This is a genomic window from Streptomyces sp. HP-A2021, from assembly GCF_022807935.1.
Lineage (GTDB): Bacteria > Actinomycetota > Actinomycetes > Streptomycetales > Streptomycetaceae > Streptomyces > Streptomyces afghaniensis.
The window spans coordinates 3,610,599-3,628,820 of record NZ_CP094344.1; the positions used below are offsets into that span (position 1 = coordinate 3,610,599).

The window sequence follows — 18,222 nt, forward strand, 5'->3', positions numbered from 1 at the left end:
GGGAAGCCGTCGCACCCAGGGTGCCCAGGGACCCAGGGCGGCTTACGGAACGAGCGGCCGTACTTCCTCCGCGGCGAACCGCACGAAACCCTCGGGGTCCGGTTCGTCACCGGTGGGCTGGAGGACCACGGTGTCGGCCCCGGCCTCGGCCAGCCGCTCGACGGCCTTGGCCACGGCACCGGCGTCCCCGCCGACACCGAGATCCGAAACGGATTCGAGCCCTTCGTCGTCCAGCTCGGCACGCAGCCGGTCGGCGGCGTCGGCCCCGGTGGCGGTGAGCAGATACACGACGACAGGGTGCGGCCCTGCCCCGCGACCGACCACTTCCCTGCCCTCCTCGATGAGCTGCCGCGCCTTCCGCACGCCCTCCGGATTGGTGGAGGCGGTGAGAATGGTGCCGTCGGCGGCCTCCCCGGTGAGCCGCAGCGAACGCGGCCCGGTGGCCCCGGCCAGCACCCCGCCCCCACCACCCTCCGGCGGCCAGTCGAGGGCGACGTCGTCGAGCCTGACGTACCGCCCGTCGGTGGTCACCCGCTCCCCGCCCAGCAGAGCGCGCAGCGCGACGAGATGCTCCCGCAACAAGGTCACCGGCGACTCGACCTGCGCCCCCACCTGCCCCATCCAGTCCTGCACGCCATGCCCCACACCGACGATTGCCCGCCCCGGGAACATCCGGTGCAGCGAGGCCACCTCCATGGCGGTGATGGCAACGTTCCGCAACGGCACGGGCAACAGCCCGACACCGATCCGCACGCGCTCGGTCCAGGCGAGGGCAGCGGCGGCGGTGGAGATACCCCCCTCTCTGAAACAGTCTTCCCAGAGCCAGAGCTCTTCGAGGCCTGCGGCGTCTGCAACGCGGGCGACGGCTTGCAGTCGTTCGGGGGCGAGTTGGGGGCGAAAGACAGCGCCGAGCCCGGTCATGTTGCTCTTCCTACCCGCGCCAGGAGGAGACGGACAAGGCATTTTGCAGTCTCCTACGCATCGACCAACGGCGACTCGAAACTCGTGAGCTCCGCGATCTGCCGCAGGATCTCGCGGTACTGCGCGCGTCGCCCGACCTCCGGCGTGCTCAGCCAGAGCAGAAGCAACCCGTGCCGGTGGTCCGTATCAAGGCCGGCACTTCTCGCTCCCCCGCTCCGAGATCAGTCGCTCGGTGACCCATACGCCGTTGTCGTTCTTGCGCAGGGTGCCTGCGTAAGCGACGTAACTGTCCTTCGTCACCGGCGTGACGTCGGTCTTACCGGTCTCCAGGAATTTGTTGAACGCCTTGCTCTGGTCCTCGCAGTAAACGAGTGCGGCGGTTCCGTCGCCCTTGAGGTCGACGCGCTCGTTGTAGTACCGGGTCAGGCCGGTCGTGCGCGCCTTGTGGTCCACGAACTCCTGGATGTACTCCTGGCTTCCGGCGGCGGCCGTGCCCTCCGAGTAGAGGCGATAGGCCTTGTCCAGCGGCTCCTGCTTGGCGATCGCCATGTCCACGGCCTTGATGCGCTGCTCGGCATCGTTGAGCACGGCGTCCTTCTGCGGGTCGCCGGTCTTCTGCCACTCGAACTCGTACGTGATGTCCGACGGCAACTCGATCTTCGGTCTGCCTGCGGGGGTTTGGGCCGACGTGCTCGGGGAGGCCAGCTTCTCTGCACCGGTACCGGCTTCCGCGATCTTGTCGTTGTGCTTGCCCTCGGAGCTGTCATCACTCCCGCAGGCCGACAGCGTCAGGGCCGCAGCGGCGGTCAGCGTGGGCACTGCGAGGAGGATGGGGCGGCGGTTCACGGTCGGCTCCCGGTAAGAGGTTCGAGGCTTCGCTTGAGCGAACCAAAGCTATACAGCGGTGTGGAGCCGCATCAGGGTGAAGGTTGTGTGCACTGGGACAGATTCGCCTGGGTCACGGTGGGCCGCAACGCCCGGCAGCCCAGGCCGGCAGGGCGAGCCTTGAGCGTGATGCGCGGGAGCCGCACGGTCATCGGTCGGACACGAGGTGGAGTACGGCCGTTCCGTCCTCCCCGGTCGCCGCCTGGATCACCACCGCGTCCGGCTGGGGACTCGGCCGCCCTGCGGTTCCGACGCCACCGCACGAGTTTCCGCTGCCGTTGCTGCGGAGGACGGTGATGCAGCCCTGCCCCGGGCCGCTCGCGCTGCCCTTGGACTGGCCATTGCCCGACTTCACCGTGTACGCGATGGCGTTCGGGCCGACCTCGGTGACGGACAGGGTGGCCGGGCCACGCGGACCCTTGAAGGGGATCTTCACCGGCTCGGAGACCACGATCTCGCAGTTGCCGTCCGCGCATGCCGTGATGTCCCGGCCGTCCGCGGCGGACACCGAGGGCTTGGGCGTGGGCTCGGGTCGTTTCGGGGGATCGGCCTTTGACGGCCGCTCACCAGGTGGAGACGACGACACCTTCGCGGGCTCGTCCGAGTCGCTTCCGCAGCCGGCCGCCGCCGTCAGGGCGATCAGTGCGGCGAGTACGGCTCCGCTTCTGCGCAGTCCGCGTGGTTTGGTCCCGGCCATGGTGTTCCCCCGTGTGCTGTGCTCCGGCGTGCGTGCCTCGGTTCCGGTGTTCAGGCAGCATTCCCTCGAGTCGCTGTCGTCACGCGCCGACGGCCGCGACCACCTCACCGGCGAGCCGGGCCGAAGGCATTGGGCGGGGCCTGAAAACCGTTAACGGTTGACGGACTGGATCTCCTGGACAACGACATCCTGGTCAGCGCCGAACGTCCCGTCGGGCAGGGGTCGTTGGCCTTGGACACCAGTCCCTGTCCAGTGGATCTTCCAGGTGATAGTTGCCCTGAGTTTGTACGAGCCGTCACCGGACGAACGCGAATATCTCACTCCACACGGTGGATTCTGGTCAGCCTTGCCCTTTGCGTACGGTTCACCGATCGAGCCATCCGCATTGATCCGGCACTCGCCCGAGGCGGGATAGGTGACGGCGTCAGCCGTGCCCGGCTCGATCTTCAGAGAGACCGGTTCGGCGGTGGTCGTCGCCTGGATGTCCAGCAACGGGACGCTGGCCGTCACCGACACCGGCTTGAACTTCGCCGCATCCAGCCACGCCCAGGTCGGCAAGTTCACCTTCGTGGTTTGCTGAGGCGCGAGTTCGACCGTGGTCGAAGGGACCCGGATCTCGGCGTACGCGAGCTGGGCCAGTATCTCGGGCGTGATGGCCTCGGGGACGTCCGCGGGCGGCGGGTCGCCGTTGTCCACCCAGAAAATCGGCTTGGTGCAGTCGAGCGAGCCCGGGGCACCGACCTGGCTCTCGGGGACATAGGCGTCCCACCAGTAACCTTCACCGGACTTGTCCTTGTTGAAGTCCTTGTACGGATGTCCGTTGACGTACCGGTCACGCTGCTGCGCGTCCCACTGGTACCCCGTCGACTCCGACTCCCAGACGGGCTCCATGGTTTTCTGGAGTTGCTCAGGCGTGTACTTCGGAGCGTAGTAACACGGAGGTGGGGTCCATGAACTGGTGGACGTGACACCCCCCGCGGACTCACCCGAGCCGTTCTTCGAACGGTCAAAGACGATCACGCCGCCGGCCGACGACGCGAGCGTGTCACCCTTCACGGATCCCGAGGGCTTCGACGTGCTCGTGTCGCTTTCGGTGGTGCCGTCGGGAGTGACTTTGGCCCAGGCACTCGGTGTGCCCAGAACTACAAGGGCCGCGGCCAGGACGAGGCCGCCGAGCGCTCTCCGTTTCACTTCAGGCATTGCTTCGCTCCTGCGGTCGAAACGATGCGGGCGGTCTGCCAGACCCCGTCGCTGTTCTTCTCCAGCCGCGTGTTGTAAAGGATGAAGTCCTCATCGGAGGGCGTGGTGACCTTGGGCTTGTTCGTCTTGAGGTCCTTGGCGTAGCCCTTGCTCTCGTCGGCGCAGAACACGACAGAGGCCGCCTTGCTGCCATCGAGTGTCACGGTCCGGTCGTAGTACCGGATGGTGCCCGTGATGCCGAGATCGGCCTTCTTGAACTTGTCCACCCAGATCGCGGCCGCCTCCAACGCCCTGCCGGTGTTGTAGAAGTTCAGCGCCTTCGCCTCGGGGTCCGTTCCCGCGATCGCCGCGTTGACCGAGCGCATACGCTCGGCGTTGTCAGCGAGTACGGCGTCCTTGACGGCGTCACCCGTCTTGCCGCCTTCGAAGGTCATGGTCAGGTCGGACGGCAGCTTGATCTCCGGGCGGCCGGCGGCCTGCTGGGCCGATGCGCTGGGCGAGGCGGTACCGGCACCGGTATCGGCTCCCGCGATCTTGTCGTTGTCCTTGCCCTCGGGGCTGTCATCGCTCCCGCACGCGGACAGCGTCAGGGCCGCAGCGGCGGTCAGCGTGAGCGCTGCGAGGAGGGTGGGGCGGCGGTTCACGGTCGGCTCCCGTTAAGAGGCGAGGCTTCTCTTGAGCGAACCAAAGCTATACAGCGGTGTGGAGCCGCACCAGAGTGAAGGTTGTCAACTCACGGGGCTGTATGGGGAGGAATCGGCGTTTCGCCGACCAGTTCAAGCCGTAACGGTTGCATAACGCGCCAATCCGCCCGTCAGGCGTGACGTCATGCCGGGCGTTTCACTCACGAACCAGCAAAGGGCATGGGCCCGTGGACCCATGTGAGGCCTACGCCTCTATGGATACGTTCGGGTTCGTACAGCCGTTGGCAAGTGGCAGGTGACGCGGTCGGAGGGGGGCCCGTATGGGGCGGCGTTGGCGGGACGGGCGCGGGGAGTTGGTCGTACATGGGGGTGGTGAAGGGCCGCCTGTCACTGTTCCTCTGGAGATCGCCACCTCCTATCGAGCCCGGACGAAGGGGCTGTTGGGACGGGATTCCGTCGACGGGGCGATCCTCCTCTCCCCCGCCAACAGCGTGCACACCTTTCGTATGCGCATGCCGATCGATGTCGCCTATCTCGATCGGCACCTTCGCGTCATCGCCGTGCGGACCATGCGGCCGGGGCGGTTGGGGATGCCGCGGCTGCGGGCCCGGCACGTGGTGGAGGCGGAGGCAGGGGTGATGGCGGGGTGGGGGGTACGGAGGGGTGTGTCGGTCGAGGTCATCACGTAGCTCAGGGCCGGCCGATGCGGATCTGAGGCCATGACGAGCCGCGCCGGCGCCACTACCTGTCACCCTCTTTGCGGGCGATCTCCGGCAGGTCACTGACACGGATGTGTGGGAGTTGGGCGACCGCGGACTCAACCGCGTCGATCGTGTACACGGGAGGTTCGTCGTCCGACGCGTACAGCCGGGCGCGGACGGACTCTCCTGACGAGGTCGCCAGCCAGTAAGCCGACGGAAGGTCCTCCTCGGCCGGATACAGAACAAACGACAGGTCGCCGCGCAGCCTGAGGTAGCCGCACAGGACAGGTGCGGTCCAGTCGCGTCGGCTCTGGTCGCCGTCCCGGTCGGCCACGTCGACGTCGGCGCCTTCGGTCCTCACCGCCCCCGCCAGGGCCTCGGCGAGCGACCTGGGCGAAACCGGCGGCCCGACCAAGAGGACGTCATGGATCATCAGGGGTCCCATCCCTCCACCGGTCGAAGAGCGTGCCCTGGGCCGCTTCCGCGTTCTCCCAACTCGCCGGACCGTCCGGCTTCACCGACAGGCGCCGCAGTGCCGCCCTGGCCGCTGGACCGCCCATCGCGCCCAGCAGTTCGATGGCCGAGTCGGCACCGATGCCCTCGGTCACGCAACGCTCGGCCAGGCCCACTGCCCAGTCGGCGAAGCGGCCCGGGTCAGGATCGAGAGTCAGCCAACGGAAGACCGAGTCGGCGATGTCGTTCCGCAGTGACGGGATCATGGCCAGCACCGCCGCTTCGACGTGCCGTACGACGTGCCGTTGCAGCGGACAAGGGTGCGGACGGTCCCGCCACGCGCGGACCAGCTCGTCCACACCGGACCATGTCACGTCGCTCGTGCGGGGCATGCTCTTCCCGACGGCCTGGTGGAACTCCTCCCACACGTGCCACAACAGGCCGGGCGACGGCGGCTGAGGTACATGCCGAGTCAGTTCCGGGTCGTCCAGGAGTACGGTCACCACCCGCCGGGCTTCCGCCAGCCGCTCGTCGGTGCGGGGCAGTTCCGCGATCCGCCTCCAGTCGGCCTCGTCCCAGGGCTGGGGCAGGGACCGCAGCGCGTGGGGCAGGACGTAGTCACCCTCCGGTTCGCGCCACCGTGCCACCTGCGGGTCCCACGTCTCCTCCGCATTCGGCTCCGTATCGGACTCGCTCATCCCTGCCGTCCCGCCATCCCGCCACGTCTGGTCTCCGCCGTCCGGTCAGTCGACGCCCCGGTACGCCTGGTGCTCTCCGGATCCTTACAGTGACCTTGCGGCCGGGGCGCTTGCTCACGCGTCAATGACGACCGCTGATTGCGCCTCCGACGGACGCATCACGGCTGGCACTTGGGACTCCCGCTCTGCGAAACGATCTTCTGGATCACCCAGACACCCTTGTCGTTCTTCTTGAGCGACGTGCGGTAGAGGACGTAGCTCTTGGCAGTGACCTTCGTCTTCTTGACCTTGTCGGTCTTGAGGTACTTCACGTAGGCCTTGCCCTGGTCCTCGCAGTAACTGAGCGACGCCGTTCCGTCCTTGTCGACCGCCACCTCAGGGGCGTAGAAGCGGTAGGCGCCCGTGATGGCGGCCTCGTGATCGACGTAGTTCTGGATGAACTTCTGCGTGGTGGCGGCGGCCTCGCCCTCGTAGTAGTAGAGGTACGGCTTGTCGAGCGCGTCCTGGTTCACGATCGCCAAGTCGACAGCCTCGATGGACTGCTCGCCGTCCGAAAGGACCGCGTCTTTCTCCTTGTCCCCGGTCTCCGGCCAGTCGAAGGTGTAGGGGCGGCGGTTCACGGTCGGCTCCCGGTAAGAGGCGAGGCTTGGCTTCAGCGAGCCAAAGCTATCCGGTGGTGGGAGCAACGCCGCGATGGAAGTGCCCCGTGGGCGTCCTAGTCGGGGAACCCCTCATAGGAACCGGTCACCCCGGCGAACAGCACGACCGGCTCCTCTTTGTCCTCATGGCCGACGCTCGCAGCGACCAGACGGTCGCCGACCCGCCAGTACAGGAGGTCGCCGAAGTATCCGCTCTCGCACAGCTCCCGGAAGAAGGGCGGGAGTTCGTCGTCGTCCGGGTCCAGGAAGGCGTTGGCGTAGTCCTCCATGGACATGGACCCGTGCCGACCCCACCGGGCGTCCAACGCGGCTGCCAGGTCTTTCAGCTCCGCCTCGAACTCCTCGCTGGTCCGCATGAGTTCGTCCCAGTCGTCGTTCGGCGGGGCGAAGTCCCGGCTCTCGTGCAGGGTCACGAGGTGGTAGGCGTCGCCGCCGGTCAGGGGGCGGGCCAGGAGTTCGTCGATGCGGGCGATGTACTGCTGCACGCTCATCGAGGGGCACTCACTGTTTCGTCGTTCACCGAGATCTTGAACCGCTCACCGACCCGCACCGTCACAGCTTCGCCTCCGTGGCCGGAACCGGCAGGGGGTCCAGAGCACCGGTCCCGGCAAGCGTCTTGTGGGCGGCGAGCACCGTCTGGGTGGACGGCGTTCCGCCGGAGCTGTCCGCGATCTCCAGAACAACACCGCCGTGCCTGCCGGGCAGGCGCCGGAGAGCCGAGAAGCCGTCTGGGACGCGCGCGGCGCGGCTCTCCGACAGGTACACCGCCCACCCCGCGCGTGGGTGGGAGGCCCGCAGGCCATAGGCCGACCTGAGCTCGTTGTACAGCGGCCGGTCGTAAGTCAGCCCATGGTCCGCGTCCCACACGTCCGCCAGAAGCGCCAGCACCTCGGTGAACCGGCCCGTGAGCGGTACGGCCGTACAACCGGACGCGGGGAACAGGTGCACCACCGCCGTGAACGGGGAGTATTCGTTCGAGCCTCCCGCGATCACCCTGGCCCGCTGGTATGCGCCGTCCGGCTGAGTGGCCACGACATTGGCTGTGTAGCCGAGGATGTCCCGGTCGTCCTGGGTATTGGCCGCCTCCAGTGCCGCGGCGAAATCCTCGGACTCCACGGGTACGAGCTGCCCCGGGCCGGAATCCTCCTCCCAGCGCCACTCGGCCGGCGCCCCCTCCGACGACTCCGACAGCTCCGACAGCCCGGTCAGGAGCTCCAGCCACCGCTGAGCCAATTGCAGAGGCGTCTCCGGCCTGGGGCCCCAGGAGACCTTCACGACCACTTCGCCCGACATACGTGCTCCTCTTTCCTACTTCTCCGGCGGGATGTGCTTGACCACTACGTCCAGATCGGCGTCGTCGAACGCCTTCTGTGCGGCCTCGGCCACCCGTTTGTTGGAGAAGTTCCATTCGACGGGCTTGCCGTTCGCAGCCCGCAGCTGGCGCTGCGCCTGCTCGATGAACTTGTCCGCCTGCGCCTTATGAAGAGTCCCGTCCTCGCCGACCTTCTTGCCGTATCCGAACTTCGCCTCGATGTAAGTCTGCCGTGACGAGTCCCAGCCATCGAAGTCGACGTCCCTGCCCGTCCTCGGATCCTTGACAGCGTATTCCTTGCCCCGCTTCACATGGGTGACCTGCTCCTGATAACGCATCCAGCGCTCCATGCTCGGCCAGTACGCCACCGCCTTCTTGGCCTTCCACTGGCCGTCACCGCCGTCCTTGGAGCCCTTTCGCGGGTTCTTCAGGTCGTTGTACCAGGACGGCTTCTTCCACTTGGCGACCTTCTTGCGGCTTTCTTCCTTCTTCGCCTCCTTCTCGGCCGCCTCGGCCTCCTCGGCCTGCTTGCGGGCTTCCTCCGCCTGTTCTTTGGCCTCCTCGTCGCAGCCGCCTTCGGCCAGTACGACATAGGGAGCGCGGGACCCGCCGGCGGCGAGGACCGTGGTGCCGCTGCCTGCGGACCCGGTCAGGCCCGGGATGTCGCCGTAGGGGACACGGCGGCCGGGAGCAGAGGCAATGGTGCAGCCGGATTTCCTCGCCCTCTCCTCGGCCTCGTCGGCCGCCTCGTCGGCCTCCTTCGCCGCCTTCGCTGCGGCGTCGGCGTCACCGGCCTTGGCCGCCTTCCTGGCGTCCTCCGCCGCCTTCGCGGCGTTCTCGGTGAGCTTCCCGAGCTTCCCGAGTTTGCCGAGTTTCTGAACGATCTTGGCTTCGCCGTAGCCGGGGATGAAGAGCGAGCCCACGTTCCAGGCGACGGTGGTGACCGCGCGGGTTTTCTCGCCGTCGTTCCACTGGTCGCGGACCTCGTCGCCCACGAACGTGTCGTCCAGGACCTTGACGCCCGTGTTCCACGACGCGCCGCCCCAGTCGGTGAGCGCGTCGAAGTAGTCGCCGTTCTCCCACTTCTCGCCTGCGTCCTTGGCGTCCTCGGACCACTGGTCGCCCAGCGAGCTGCCGTAGTCCTTCAGGCCCTCCCATGCCTCACCCGGGTTGGTGACCGTGTCCCAGATGCCCGTGACGTCACCCCAGATGCCGTCGACGAACAGGCCCTGTCCCACCTGCTTGAACTGGTCCCCCACACAGCCGAAGAAGGCCCCGACGCCGGAGGTGCAGCCTTCGTCGCCCCCGTCGTCGCCGCTGTCCCCGGCGGCCTGCTCGTCCTCCTCCCATCCAGGCTCGCCCTCGGCTGCGTCGTTCTTCTCCTCGTCGGTCTCCTCGGGGTACGAGACGGTGGTGTCCTCGCGGCCCTGCGAGGCGGAGCCGTTGCCGACACCCTCCTCACCGACCTGGCCGCCCGAGCCGGATCCGGGGGTGTCCTGGCCTCCGGAATCGGCTCCGCCGGGCCCGTTTCCGCCGGAGCCGTCGTTCCCGGTATCGCCGTTGCCCGTGTCTCCGTTGCCTGTATCGCCGCTCCCGGTGCCGCCGTCAGCGGATCCGCCGTTCTCGGCGCCTTGGCCGCCCTCGTCCTGGCCGCCCTGGCCCTGACCCTGGCCGACTGTGTCTTCACCGTCGGTCCCGTCCGCGCCGTCGCCGGCCTGGACCTCCTCGCCGCCGTTTCCTGTTTCCGCCGGGCATGCCGTGCCGGTGACCTTGCAGATCGCCGACTGGAGGCCGCCATAGACCTGGGTGCCCAGGCCGCTGACGACGAGGGCGGTGATGATCGCGGCGACTACCGCGATCAGCCCCGCGTACTCCACCGCCGTCTGGCCCTCGTCCCGGCGCCAGCGGATCATCCGGGCCAGGGAGAAGGGGCGGCGTTCGGCTCTGGCCGATTCGGGGAGGCGGTACCAGTCGCGGCTGTCCCCACGGGTGAGGAAGTAGAGGATCAGCGTGGGGAGGAAGAGCTGGGTGTAGCCGCGCGGTGATCCGTCGGTGATGTTGGATATCGAGCCGAGGATCAGCCAGATCTGTACGGCGATCAGCCCGCCCCTGATCCTGGCTCCGCCCTCCCAGGTACGCCGGGCCAACCACCAGCCGACTGCTCCTGGGGCGGCGGCGTAGGCCGTCTGGGCGAGTACGCCGCCGTCCAGGGCGTCGTACGAGGCCGCGGTGAGCAGGAGGCCGAGGCCACCGACGACCGTGACTGCGAAAAGAGTGTGGACGAGGACCAGCGCCGTCGCGAGCGAGCCCGGCATGTCCCTCTGCCGACCAGGCCCCGACGGCCACCCGGCCCCGAACTCCGGCGCTCCCCCGATCGAGGCCATGTCCCCCCACCTTCGCTCTACGACACGGCCCGAGAGTAGGAAGGGGCCGGCGGGACGGGATGGGCCCGTGGCCCCAAAACGGGGCCCAAATGGCGGGGACTATCGCTTGAGTACGCCGCCGCCGCGTACGTACGCCCGGGCGCCGTGGTGCGGAAGCACGGCCCACATGCGCGTACCGCCGCCGGGTTCGCGCGCCTCACCGAAACCCCAGTTGCCGCCGCACGCCCGGACCACACAGGCGAGCACCCGCAGGGCCGCTCGGCGGCGGGTGTCGCAGGCGGCCGCCAGGTGGGGATTCACGTGACGCGGGTGGCCGTCGTAGAGGATCACGCGCAGGGCGGACTCCCGGTAGCGAAGCGACACGTAGACCTCTGCGGAGGGTGTGAACCGGCAGGCGCAGGCCGCGAGTTCGCCGACCGCTTGCACCGCTGCGTCGGTGACGTCCTCCAGGCCGTGGGCTCGCAGGATCGTCCGCGTCGCCGTGCGGGCGATGGCCGGGCTTTGGAGTGCGGCAGGAAGCGTGAGGCTGTAGGCGAGGGTTTCGGGCGTCGAGGGTGTGGGGGCGGTGGCCGGGGACGAGCAGGTGGTCACGGACGCGGGCATGGCAACTCCCTTGGTCGTCGGGGATTCTGCTCCGCCGGGTGGCTCGTCTCCCTGACGCGGGCCCACCCCTCCCAGGGCAGGAGTGTGTGGGTGGGCACGCGTGATGCGCTTCCGTTTTCGGCGGAGAGTTGTGTAGTCGATCTGTCACTGACCGTATAGGGACCAGAGTCACAGTGTCCATCAGATTGGAGATAATTACCCCTATCGCGATGGACCTTGGCGTCGCGCACCGGCAGACTGAGGGGCACCACAGCTGAAGAAGGGGCGGCATGGCCACGAGAAGTACGCCGACGGAGCGACAGAAGCGTCTGGGTGCCGAGTTGCGGAAGATGAGACTCGCGGCGGGGGCGACCACGGAGTACGCCGCCGGATTGCTGGGCATCGACCGAACCCGGCTGTCCAACATGGAGTCGGGGATCCGCCCGTTCTCAGCCGACCGTGTCCGCACGCTCGCCTGCAACTACGCATGTGCGGACGCACGTTACGTCGAGGCGCTGGTCGCCATGGCCGACAGCAAAGAGCGGGGCTGGTGGGAACGCCACCGGGGCACGCTGCCCGCCGGGCTGCTGGACATCGCCGAGTTGGAGTGGCATGCGACGCGCGTACGGACCGCACAGGTCATGCACGTGCCGGGACTCCTCCAGACCGAGGAGTACGCCCGTGCCGTCTTCGCCGCCGTCCTCCCCGCGCTGAGCCGGCTGGAGGTGGAGCTGCGCGTGGCGCACCGCATGGAGCGGCAGCAGGTCTTCGACCGGCCCGAGTCACTGCCGTACGTCGCCTACGTCCACGAAGCCGCGCTCCGTATGCCGTACGGCGGCGTCGAGGTGACCCGGCAGCAACTGGAGCACCTGGCCGAGCGGTCCGAGCACGACACGATCGACGTACGGGTGATCCCGACGAGCGTGGGCGGGTTCCCCGGGGCAGGGCACGCGCTCCTGTACGCCGACGGGGCCGTGCCCCAACTCGACACCGTGCAGCTGGACTCCGCACACGGACCGGAATTCACCGGCGCGGAGGCGCAGCTCACCAAGTACCGTGCTCATCTGGACTGGATGGACGACTCAGCGCTGCCGACGGCGGCCTCGCGTGACCTCATTCGCAGCGTCGTCCGCGAACTCTGACCGTAAGGAAGCCACCGTGACCGGCATCACCTGGGAAGACCCGTACTGCGGCGAGGGCAACAACTGCTTCCGCATAGGCACCGACGCGGACGGAAACGCCTACATCGCCGTCGCCGGGCAGGAGGAGCGCCATCTGACCGACAGCCGTGATGCCCTCCGGGCGCTCATCCGGGAGATCAAGGCAGGTAAGGCCGACCACCTGCTGTAGGACCGGCCCCAGGTATGAACTGTCGATGAGGCCGTATGGGGGCCCAGTTGCTCGGCCCCATTGCCACGGCTTCAGGAGTGGACATCCGCCGCCTCGGAGAGCAGGACTGATGCCTGCTCGACGGCGACACGGCGTTCTGCGTACAGGGTTGCCAGTTCCGTCGACCCAGCGGGGAAGTGCAACGCGAGCCAAGAGAAGATCCACTCCACAATCCAGGCGCCGATGCGGGTAACCCATCGGTCGATGAAGTCCTCGCGCCCGGAGTCCTGCAGGCCAATACCGAGCCGTACGCACTCGTGCCAGCCCTCGGTCATTCGTTCCCTGGTGACCCGCCGTGCGTTCGGCATCAACCCGGGGAGCACGATGCAGACTTCTGCCCACCCTGGCAGCCCCTCTTCCCGCTCCCACCAGCGATCTTCCGGTTCGGGCGGCGGCTCCGGCCACTCCAGCGGGCGGTCGAGCAGCAGCGCTTCGAGAACGGCCCGAGCGTGGGCGATGAGCTCCTCCGTGGCCTCCGGGTCATCGGGTGTGGTGACACCGCCGTGCCTTCCATACGCGAAGTCGCGTACAACCTGGAGAAGCAGAGGTTCCTCGCCCTCGACCGAGCGGGCCGCCATCTCCTCATACACTGGCGCCCGCAGCCGGATGAGATGCGCGCGGGCCCAGCACCGGTCGTACTCGCCCACCGACTCGTCGACCACCACACGAGCCAGCGCCTGCTCGCCGTAGGGCGTGCCGAGTACCTTGAACAGGTCGATCGCCGACAGCGCGGCCAGATCGGCGCGAACGCACGACTCAGTCGCTTCCGCGATCTCGGCGGAAGCCGAGACCTCACCCAGTCGAACGGCCTCCTTCAGCGAGTGCAATAGATCTTCGATCCGGTACACCGCCCGTTGGCGGGCGCGCGCGGCGGCGAAGCGTTGTCGCTGCTCGTCGGTGAGCCGCAGGTCGGGTTCCTTCTCGAACCGGTCGTAGAGCTCGTACTCGTCCTCGGTCCAGCCGTCGGTGGTGGGCGGCGCGGCTGCGATCGCCGCCGAGATGTCGTAGAGGATCGTGGCCGCCCGCTCGGCGTGCGTCATGCGACGCCCGCTAGTCCATCGTGGTCTTCGGCTCCTTCATTTCGCCGGAGCGGTGGCCGCGGGACCGACCGCCGCGATGCCTTCCGTACTCCCATCCGGGAAACATCAAGGCGGGCCAGGCCGACCACCTGCTGTAGGCCCTAACTGCGGGGGGCTGCGGTAGCCGGCCTCCGCCGCCTCGGAGAGCAGGCGGGTCGCTTCGGCCACCGCGACGTTCCGGTCGATGTAGCGCATGGCGAAGTCTTGGGCCCAGGGGGCGAAGCAGTCCTCGCGCCATAGCCATTCGAGCATTCCTCGGGCCAGGTTTCCGGCGATGCGGGCGGCCCACCGCTCGGCGAACGCCTCGGGGTTGGTGTCCTCCAAGTCGATGCCCAGTCGCTCACACTCGTACCAGGCCCAGATCAGACGCTCCCGCGTGACCAACCGTGCGTCGGGCATCAGGGGGATGAGGACCATGTGGACTTCCAGCCACGCCGGCCGGTCCTCCGCATCCTCCAGCCACTCTCCCTCCCATTCGGGAGGTTCCTCCGGCGCAAGCCGTTTGCCTGGCAGCAGCGCTTCGAGAACGGCCCGGGCCTGGGCAAAGCGTTCCGGTGTCGGTTCGTTCTCGATCTCCCAGCCGCCGGACCAGCCGGATGTCAGATCGCGTACCACCTTGGGCAGGAGCAGCTCCTCGCCGTCGGCGGGACGAGCCGCCCGTGCCCTGTACTCCGGTCTCCTCAGCTTCGCGAGCCACTCACGGGCGTCCTGTCGATCGCCTTCGCCCACGGACTCGTCCTTCACCAGGCGCGCCAGCGCCTGCTCGCCGTGCGGGCGGCCGAGGTCGCGGAGCAGGGCGATGTCCTGACGGACACCGAGACCGCGGTGCGCGGATGTTTCGGCCAGCGCAGCAGCTCGTAGGACGTCCAGGACCTCGCCACGTTCCACGGCTTCTTGCAGGGAACGCAGCAGCCGTTGGACCTTGAACGACGCCTCCCAATCTTCCCGACGGGCCGCGAAGTGCTGACGCTGCTCGTCAGTGAGCGGGAGACCGGGCTCCTCGTGGGCCCGATCCCAGAGGTCCTCCAGTTCCTCCGGCCAGCCGCTCGTTCTCGGCGGGGCAGCGGCGATCGCCGCCTCCAACTCTCCTAGGAGCGCAGTTGTGCGGTCCTCGGGAACCTCCGCGTGCGCCTCTTCGTATGCCACGGCTTCAGGAACCGCTCTCCGCCGCCTCGGACAGCAGGCGAGTCGCCTCGGTCACGGCGACATTCCGGTCGATGTAGCGCCTGGCGAGGTCCTGGGCCCATGGGGAGAACTGGTCCTCTCGCCAAAGCCAGGACAGAATGCCTTCCGCGGTCCAGGCACCAATGCGCGTGGCCCATCGGTCACCGAACTCCTCAGCCCCTTCGCCTTGCAAATCCAGCCCCAGCTGCTTGCACTCGTACCAGCCCTCGGTCATGCGCTCTCGGGTAACCAACCCGACATCCGGCATCAGATCTCGCAGCACCATGCGGATCTCCAGCCAATCGGGGCGCTCATCCTCGTCTTCGTCCCAGTCCCCCTCCCCTTCCGGAGTGGGCTCCGGAAACGGCAGCCTCGTGCTGGGCAAAAGCGCTTCAAGAATGGCGCGGGCCTGAGCGAAGCGCGCCTGCGTCGGTTCTTCCTCGATCTCCCAGCCGCCCTGCCAACCGACTGTCAGGTTCCGTACCAGCTCTGGCAGCAATGGCTCCTCACCTTCGACAGGACGGCTCGCCATCCCCCGGTACATCGGCTCCCGCAGGCGCCTCAGCCACCAGCGGCCCCAGCGTCGATCGCTGTCGCCCACATGCCTGTCGGAAACCAGTCGTGCCAGCGCCTGCTCGCCGTACGGCACACCCAGGCGGTAGAGGACGCTGATCGCATCGAACGCCGCGAGTCTGGCGCGCACACACGCCTCAGCAAGAACGGCAGCGTCTGGGACGGCGGTCACCTGGCCGTGCTCCACAGCCTTCTCCAGCGAGCGCAACAGACTATGGACACGTGACGACGCCGCACTGCGGGCTCGTTGGGCCATGAAGAGCCGCCGCTGACCATCGGAAAGCGGCAGGTCAGGCTCCTTCTCAAACCGCTCGTAGAGGTCGTGCAATTCTTCGGAGGTCCAGTAGCCGTCGGTGGTCGGCGGAGCGTCGGCCATCGCTGCCGCCAGTTCCCCGAGGATCTCAGGCACCTGCTGATCACCGGTCATGAGCCCCCCCAGATACTCCATCACGGTTTTCGGGTCCTTACGTGTCAGCACTGGTCACCATGGCCGAAGGCACGGAACGAGGGTGGTGGGAACAGTACCTGGGTGCCCTGCCTGTCGTACTGCTGGACATCGCCTAGTTCGAGTGGCATGCCACGCGCGTGCGGACGGCCCTGGTCATGCACGTACCAGGGCTGCTGCGGACCGAGGAGTACGCCCGCACCGTCTTCGTCGCCGTACTCCCCCGGCTGAGTCACCTCGAAGGCGAGGGACTCCGCGCATGGGCCGGACGCCGGCATCCGCTGAAGAGCGTTATCGGTCCCTCGCCCCGTCGTACACCTTTTGCGGGTCAGCAACGAATGTTGGGGCGTCATGGCGCCCACTCCTGCGCGGCGTTCCTCGTAGTGACCGGCAGGCTCGGGTCGAAGGCCAGTCGCGCCAGGGCTTCCCGGCTGTCCGGCACGTCATCCGTGCGATGGAGGAACCAGATGGCCTCCTCTACCGCGCTGCCGCACCGGACACACCGCTCGGCGAGTTCCGCGGCCCAAAGGGTCGTTGCCGACAGAACAGCCAGTTCCCTGTCGCCTGCCGCTCCTCCGCCTTGCGGGAGGTCAGCGAGCCAGCGGAAGACCGCTGCGGCGACCCGGTCAGCAATCCTCTTGCACCAGACCTTGGCGAAGGACGCGGCGTCCATGCCTTGGAAATCGAATCCCAACGACTGGCACTCGCGCCACGCCTCCTTCATTCGCTCGCGAGTGACCAGTCGTGGGTACGGCATCAGGGCACGCACCACCTCAGCGATGGCACTGCTGTCCGCCGGGGCGTTACTGCACATCTGCGCGTCAGCCGGCACTCGCTCGACAGTCAGACACGCCTCCAGTGCTGAACGCGCCTGGGCGAGGCTGTGTGAATCCGGCGCGGTCGCGCCCCAGTCGAAGTCGTTCTGCCAGGAATGCGGAAGGCCCTGCAGCCCTTCGGGCAGCAGCGGCTCCTCGTCGCGGGTGACTTCCCGGGCTCGATCCTCGTACACCGAACGGCGCAGCCCGAGAAGCCGGGAACGCACATACGGGCGGAAGTCCCGGACCTCGTCGTCGTGTACGAGCTCCATCAGGGCCTGTTCACCGCGCGGACGACCGAGCGAGACAAGCAGGCGCACCGCCGCCTCGACCGCCATGCCGACCCGCACGAACGCCGCTGCGAGCAGCGCGGCGTCTTCAGACTCCCCATCGTTCAGCAATCCCGCGGTAGTTGCGCGCTCTATGAAAGCGAAGGCGTCGTACGCCAGTGCCTGCCGCACCGAGGCGGCCCACTCCGCCGCCACCCTGTCGACCCACTGTTCAGTCGGTGGCTCAGGCACTGTAGGAATCCCCATGTCAGCCCAGGCTCCGACCACCTGTACCACCCGCTCCCGAGTGACCTGGGAAGTGGTCGGCATGATCCGGGTCAACCAGGCGTCTGCCTCGTCCAAGGTGTGGTCATCGCGGTCGTCGTAGAAGTCCCGTAGTTCCTCGTCCCAGTCGTGCACACTCTGCCGCCGGTCGGGCAGGCACGCGCGCAGCACGTGCCGGGCCTGCTCACGTCTCTCCTCCGTGGGGGCAAGTGCCTCCGGGGCCTGAGACCTGCGGTATGTCAGATCGTGCCAAGGCGGTGGCAACTCGCGCATGGCAACGGGCAGCAGGTAGGTGTCCACAAGTCGCCCTCCGTGTCGGTGAAGCGGCCGGGGTCGGGGTCAATAGCCAGCCATTAGAACACTCAGCAGCGGCAGCATTGGATAGAGTCGCTTATATGAGTGCCGACTTGTATGGATGGCTGGAATGCAGACCCCAGCCTGGACGCTATGGCACTGAACACGTGCTGTGGGAGACCTTCTCCGAACTCCGGTACCTTCACTGGGCCCGCGATTACATGTCGTGGTCAGCACTCTTTGACGTCCGGAGTGTGGAGCCTGTCAGAGCTCTCTTCCCTGAGCGCGGAGCCCCTGTAGATATGTCGGACACGGTACGAAGGGATGCGGACGATTTCGCTGGCCACAGCCATTCGTGGTTCTCGTGGCGTGAACTGTCGGCTGTCGACTGGAATGCCCCCTGCACCGACGGCCCGTCTCGGCACTGGGTCCGGCGCTGGTCCCGTACCCAGGACGGATCCTTCGTACCTGACGGATTGGCCGCACTCCCGGATGCGCTGTACGACTCGGCCGCCGCCAAGTTCGGAGAAGGCAACATCGCTCCCTCCCGGTGGCCCGCCGACGGAGAGCTCCTGCTCGGCGACGAGGTGTACCGACCTGTCATCCCTGCTTATCGCGACCTGGTACCGACCGACGGGCCGTGGCAACCTGTGTGGAATGTGATGGGCACGCTGTCCGAACTCCATGGTGAGGACAACGTCCGCCTCGTCGTCTGGTTCGGCGGCTGAACGGAAACCTGGCGGCACCAGTCGTGCGTCACGGGGTGATGGCTA

20 protein-coding genes and 1 pseudogene are annotated in these 18,222 nt (G+C 67.7%); 5 read left to right on the plus strand and 16 right to left on the minus strand.

What is annotated here, in order from left to right; genetic code table 11:
* Positions 1–42 precede the first annotated feature (42 nt).
* The 5 genes from MQE23_RS16235 to MQE23_RS16255 form a co-directional block, all read right to left on the minus strand.
* Positions 43–921, minus strand: coding sequence for an LLM class flavin-dependent oxidoreductase (locus MQE23_RS16235; RefSeq protein ID WP_243379462.1), 879 nt, complete (start codon positions 919–921; stop codon positions 43–45).
* A 186-nt stretch (positions 922–1,107) separates the two neighbouring features.
* A complete protein-coding gene (locus tag MQE23_RS16240) occupies positions 1,108–1,767 on the minus strand; it encodes a hypothetical protein (RefSeq protein ID WP_243379463.1) in 660 nt (219 codons plus the stop codon).
* Positions 1,768–1,954: 187 nt separating this feature from the next.
* Positions 1,955–2,503 carry a hypothetical protein gene (locus MQE23_RS16245; RefSeq protein WP_020276576.1) on the minus strand — a complete coding sequence of 183 codons (549 nt, stop codon included), beginning with the start codon at positions 2,501–2,503 and terminating at the stop codon, positions 1,955–1,957.
* A 150-nt stretch (positions 2,504–2,653) separates the two neighbouring features.
* Positions 2,654–3,703 (minus strand): hypothetical protein, encoded by a 1,050-nt coding sequence (locus tag MQE23_RS16250; RefSeq protein WP_243379464.1) that lies wholly within the window; start codon positions 3,701–3,703, stop codon positions 2,654–2,656.
* Complete coding sequence (locus MQE23_RS16255; RefSeq protein WP_020276578.1) at positions 3,691–4,347, minus strand: hypothetical protein; 657 nt, start codon at positions 4,345–4,347, stop codon at positions 3,691–3,693. Before MQE23_RS16255 ends, MQE23_RS16250 begins: the two co-directional genes overlap by 13 nt.
* Positions 4,348–4,667: 320 nt before the next feature.
* On the opposite strand from MQE23_RS16255, the gene MQE23_RS16260 reads away from it, so the two are divergent.
* Complete coding sequence (locus MQE23_RS16260; protein WP_243379465.1) at positions 4,668–5,036, plus strand: DUF192 domain-containing protein; 369 nt, start codon at positions 4,668–4,670, stop codon at positions 5,034–5,036.
* 52 nt (positions 5,037–5,088) lie between these two features.
* On the opposite strand, the gene MQE23_RS16265 is transcribed toward MQE23_RS16260, so the two are convergent.
* The 7 genes from MQE23_RS16265 to MQE23_RS16295 all read right to left on the minus strand — a co-directional run bounded on the left by MQE23_RS16265 (position 5,089) and on the right by MQE23_RS16295 (position 11,157).
* The gene (locus MQE23_RS16265; RefSeq protein ID WP_243379466.1) at positions 5,089–5,481 is read right to left on the minus strand and encodes a hypothetical protein; all 393 of its coding nucleotides are present in this window, start codon (positions 5,479–5,481) and stop codon (positions 5,089–5,091) included.
* Entirely contained in the window at positions 5,471–6,199 is a 729-nt protein-coding gene (locus MQE23_RS16270; RefSeq protein ID WP_243379467.1) for a hypothetical protein, read from the minus strand. Before MQE23_RS16270 ends, MQE23_RS16265 begins: the two co-directional genes overlap by 11 nt.
* 158 nt (positions 6,200–6,357) lie before the next feature.
* Positions 6,358–6,819, minus strand: a complete 462-nt coding sequence (locus MQE23_RS16275) for a hypothetical protein (RefSeq protein WP_020276582.1) — start codon at positions 6,817–6,819, stop codon at positions 6,358–6,360.
* A 95-nt stretch (positions 6,820–6,914) separates the two neighbouring features.
* Positions 6,915–7,349, minus strand: a complete 435-nt coding sequence (locus MQE23_RS16280; RefSeq protein ID WP_243379468.1) for a hypothetical protein — start codon at positions 7,347–7,349, stop codon at positions 6,915–6,917.
* A 61-nt stretch (positions 7,350–7,410) separates the two neighbouring features.
* Entirely contained in the window at positions 7,411–8,151 is a 741-nt protein-coding gene (locus tag MQE23_RS16285; RefSeq protein WP_243379469.1) for a hypothetical protein, read from the minus strand.
* Positions 8,152–8,166: 15 nt separating this feature from the next.
* The gene (locus MQE23_RS16290; protein ID WP_243379470.1) at positions 8,167–10,554 is read right to left on the minus strand and encodes a Tox-REase-5 domain-containing protein; all 2,388 of its coding nucleotides are present in this window, start codon (positions 10,552–10,554) and stop codon (positions 8,167–8,169) included.
* A 99-nt stretch (positions 10,555–10,653) separates the two neighbouring features.
* Entirely contained in the window at positions 10,654–11,157 is a 504-nt protein-coding gene (locus MQE23_RS16295) for an ATP-binding protein (protein ID WP_243379471.1), read from the minus strand.
* Between the two features lie 269 nt (positions 11,158–11,426).
* On the opposite strand from MQE23_RS16295, the gene MQE23_RS16300 reads away from it, so the two are divergent.
* Positions 11,427–12,278, plus strand: a complete 852-nt coding sequence (locus tag MQE23_RS16300; RefSeq protein WP_020276587.1) for a helix-turn-helix transcriptional regulator — start codon at positions 11,427–11,429, stop codon at positions 12,276–12,278.
* 16 nt (positions 12,279–12,294) lie between these two features.
* Entirely contained in the window at positions 12,295–12,486 is a 192-nt protein-coding gene (locus MQE23_RS16305) for a hypothetical protein (RefSeq protein WP_020276588.1), read from the plus strand.
* Between the two features lie 71 nt (positions 12,487–12,557).
* Here the strand turns inward: MQE23_RS16305 and MQE23_RS16310 are convergent, their stop codons facing one another.
* From MQE23_RS16310 to MQE23_RS16320, 3 genes are all read right to left on the minus strand, one after another.
* Positions 12,558–13,565, minus strand: a complete 1,008-nt coding sequence (locus MQE23_RS16310; RefSeq protein ID WP_020276589.1) for a hypothetical protein — start codon at positions 13,563–13,565, stop codon at positions 12,558–12,560.
* Positions 13,566–13,670: 105 nt separating this feature from the next.
* Positions 13,671–14,687 (minus strand): hypothetical protein, encoded by a 1,017-nt coding sequence (locus MQE23_RS16315; protein ID WP_020276590.1) that lies wholly within the window; start codon positions 14,685–14,687, stop codon positions 13,671–13,673.
* Between the two features lie 67 nt (positions 14,688–14,754).
* Positions 14,755–15,792 (minus strand): hypothetical protein, encoded by a 1,038-nt coding sequence (locus MQE23_RS16320; protein WP_243379472.1) that lies wholly within the window; start codon positions 15,790–15,792, stop codon positions 14,755–14,757.
* A gap of 128 nt (positions 15,793–15,920) precedes the next feature.
* On the opposite strand from MQE23_RS16320, the pseudogene MQE23_RS43665 reads away from it, so the two are divergent.
* Positions 15,921–16,025, plus strand: a pseudogene (locus tag MQE23_RS43665) (Scr1 family TA system antitoxin-like transcriptional regulator); the annotation flags it as partial.
* Positions 16,026–16,135: 110 nt separating this feature from the next.
* Here the strand turns inward: MQE23_RS43665 and MQE23_RS16325 are convergent.
* Entirely contained in the window at positions 16,136–17,455 is a 1,320-nt protein-coding gene (locus MQE23_RS16325; protein ID WP_243379473.1) for a hypothetical protein, read from the minus strand.
* A 296-nt stretch (positions 17,456–17,751) separates the two neighbouring features.
* Here MQE23_RS16325 and MQE23_RS16330 point away from each other — a divergent pair, with 296 nt between their 5' ends.
* On the plus strand, positions 17,752–18,177 hold the full coding sequence (locus tag MQE23_RS16330; protein WP_128092689.1) for a hypothetical protein: 426 nt from the start codon (positions 17,752–17,754) through the stop codon (positions 18,175–18,177).
* Positions 18,178–18,222 lie beyond the last annotated feature (45 nt).

Bases quoted from the DNA above. Each gene is read 5' to 3' on its own strand.
- MQE23_RS16235 (WP_243379462.1), bottom strand. From the start codon at position 921: ATGACCGGGCTCGGCGCTGTCTTTCGCCCCCAACTCGCCCCCGAACGA.
- MQE23_RS16245 (WP_020276576.1), bottom strand. From the start codon at position 2,503: ATGGCCGGGACCAAACCACGCGGACTGCGCAGAAGCGGAGCCGTACTC.
- MQE23_RS16250 (WP_243379464.1), bottom strand. From the start codon at position 3,703: ATGCCTGAAGTGAAACGGAGAGCGCTCGGCGGCCTCGTCCTGGCCGCG.
- MQE23_RS16260 (WP_243379465.1), top strand. From the start codon at position 4,668: ATGGGGCGGCGTTGGCGGGACGGGCGCGGGGAGTTGGTCGTACATGGG.
- MQE23_RS16265 (WP_243379466.1), bottom strand. From the start codon at position 5,481: ATGATCCATGACGTCCTCTTGGTCGGGCCGCCGGTTTCGCCCAGGTCG.
- MQE23_RS16270 (WP_243379467.1), bottom strand. From the start codon at position 6,199: ATGAGCGAGTCCGATACGGAGCCGAATGCGGAGGAGACGTGGGACCCG.
- MQE23_RS16280 (WP_243379468.1), bottom strand. From the start codon at position 7,349: ATGAGCGTGCAGCAGTACATCGCCCGCATCGACGAACTCCTGGCCCGC.
- MQE23_RS16285 (WP_243379469.1), bottom strand. From the start codon at position 8,151: ATGTCGGGCGAAGTGGTCGTGAAGGTCTCCTGGGGCCCCAGGCCGGAG.
- MQE23_RS16290 (WP_243379470.1), bottom strand. From the start codon at position 10,554: ATGGCCTCGATCGGGGGAGCGCCGGAGTTCGGGGCCGGGTGGCCGTCG.
- MQE23_RS16295 (WP_243379471.1), bottom strand. From the start codon at position 11,157: ATGCCCGCGTCCGTGACCACCTGCTCGTCCCCGGCCACCGCCCCCACA.
- MQE23_RS16300 (WP_020276587.1), top strand. From the start codon at position 11,427: ATGGCCACGAGAAGTACGCCGACGGAGCGACAGAAGCGTCTGGGTGCC.
- MQE23_RS16310 (WP_020276589.1), bottom strand. From the start codon at position 13,565: ATGACGCACGCCGAGCGGGCGGCCACGATCCTCTACGACATCTCGGCG.
- MQE23_RS16330 (WP_128092689.1), top strand. From the start codon at position 17,752: ATGTCGGACACGGTACGAAGGGATGCGGACGATTTCGCTGGCCACAGC.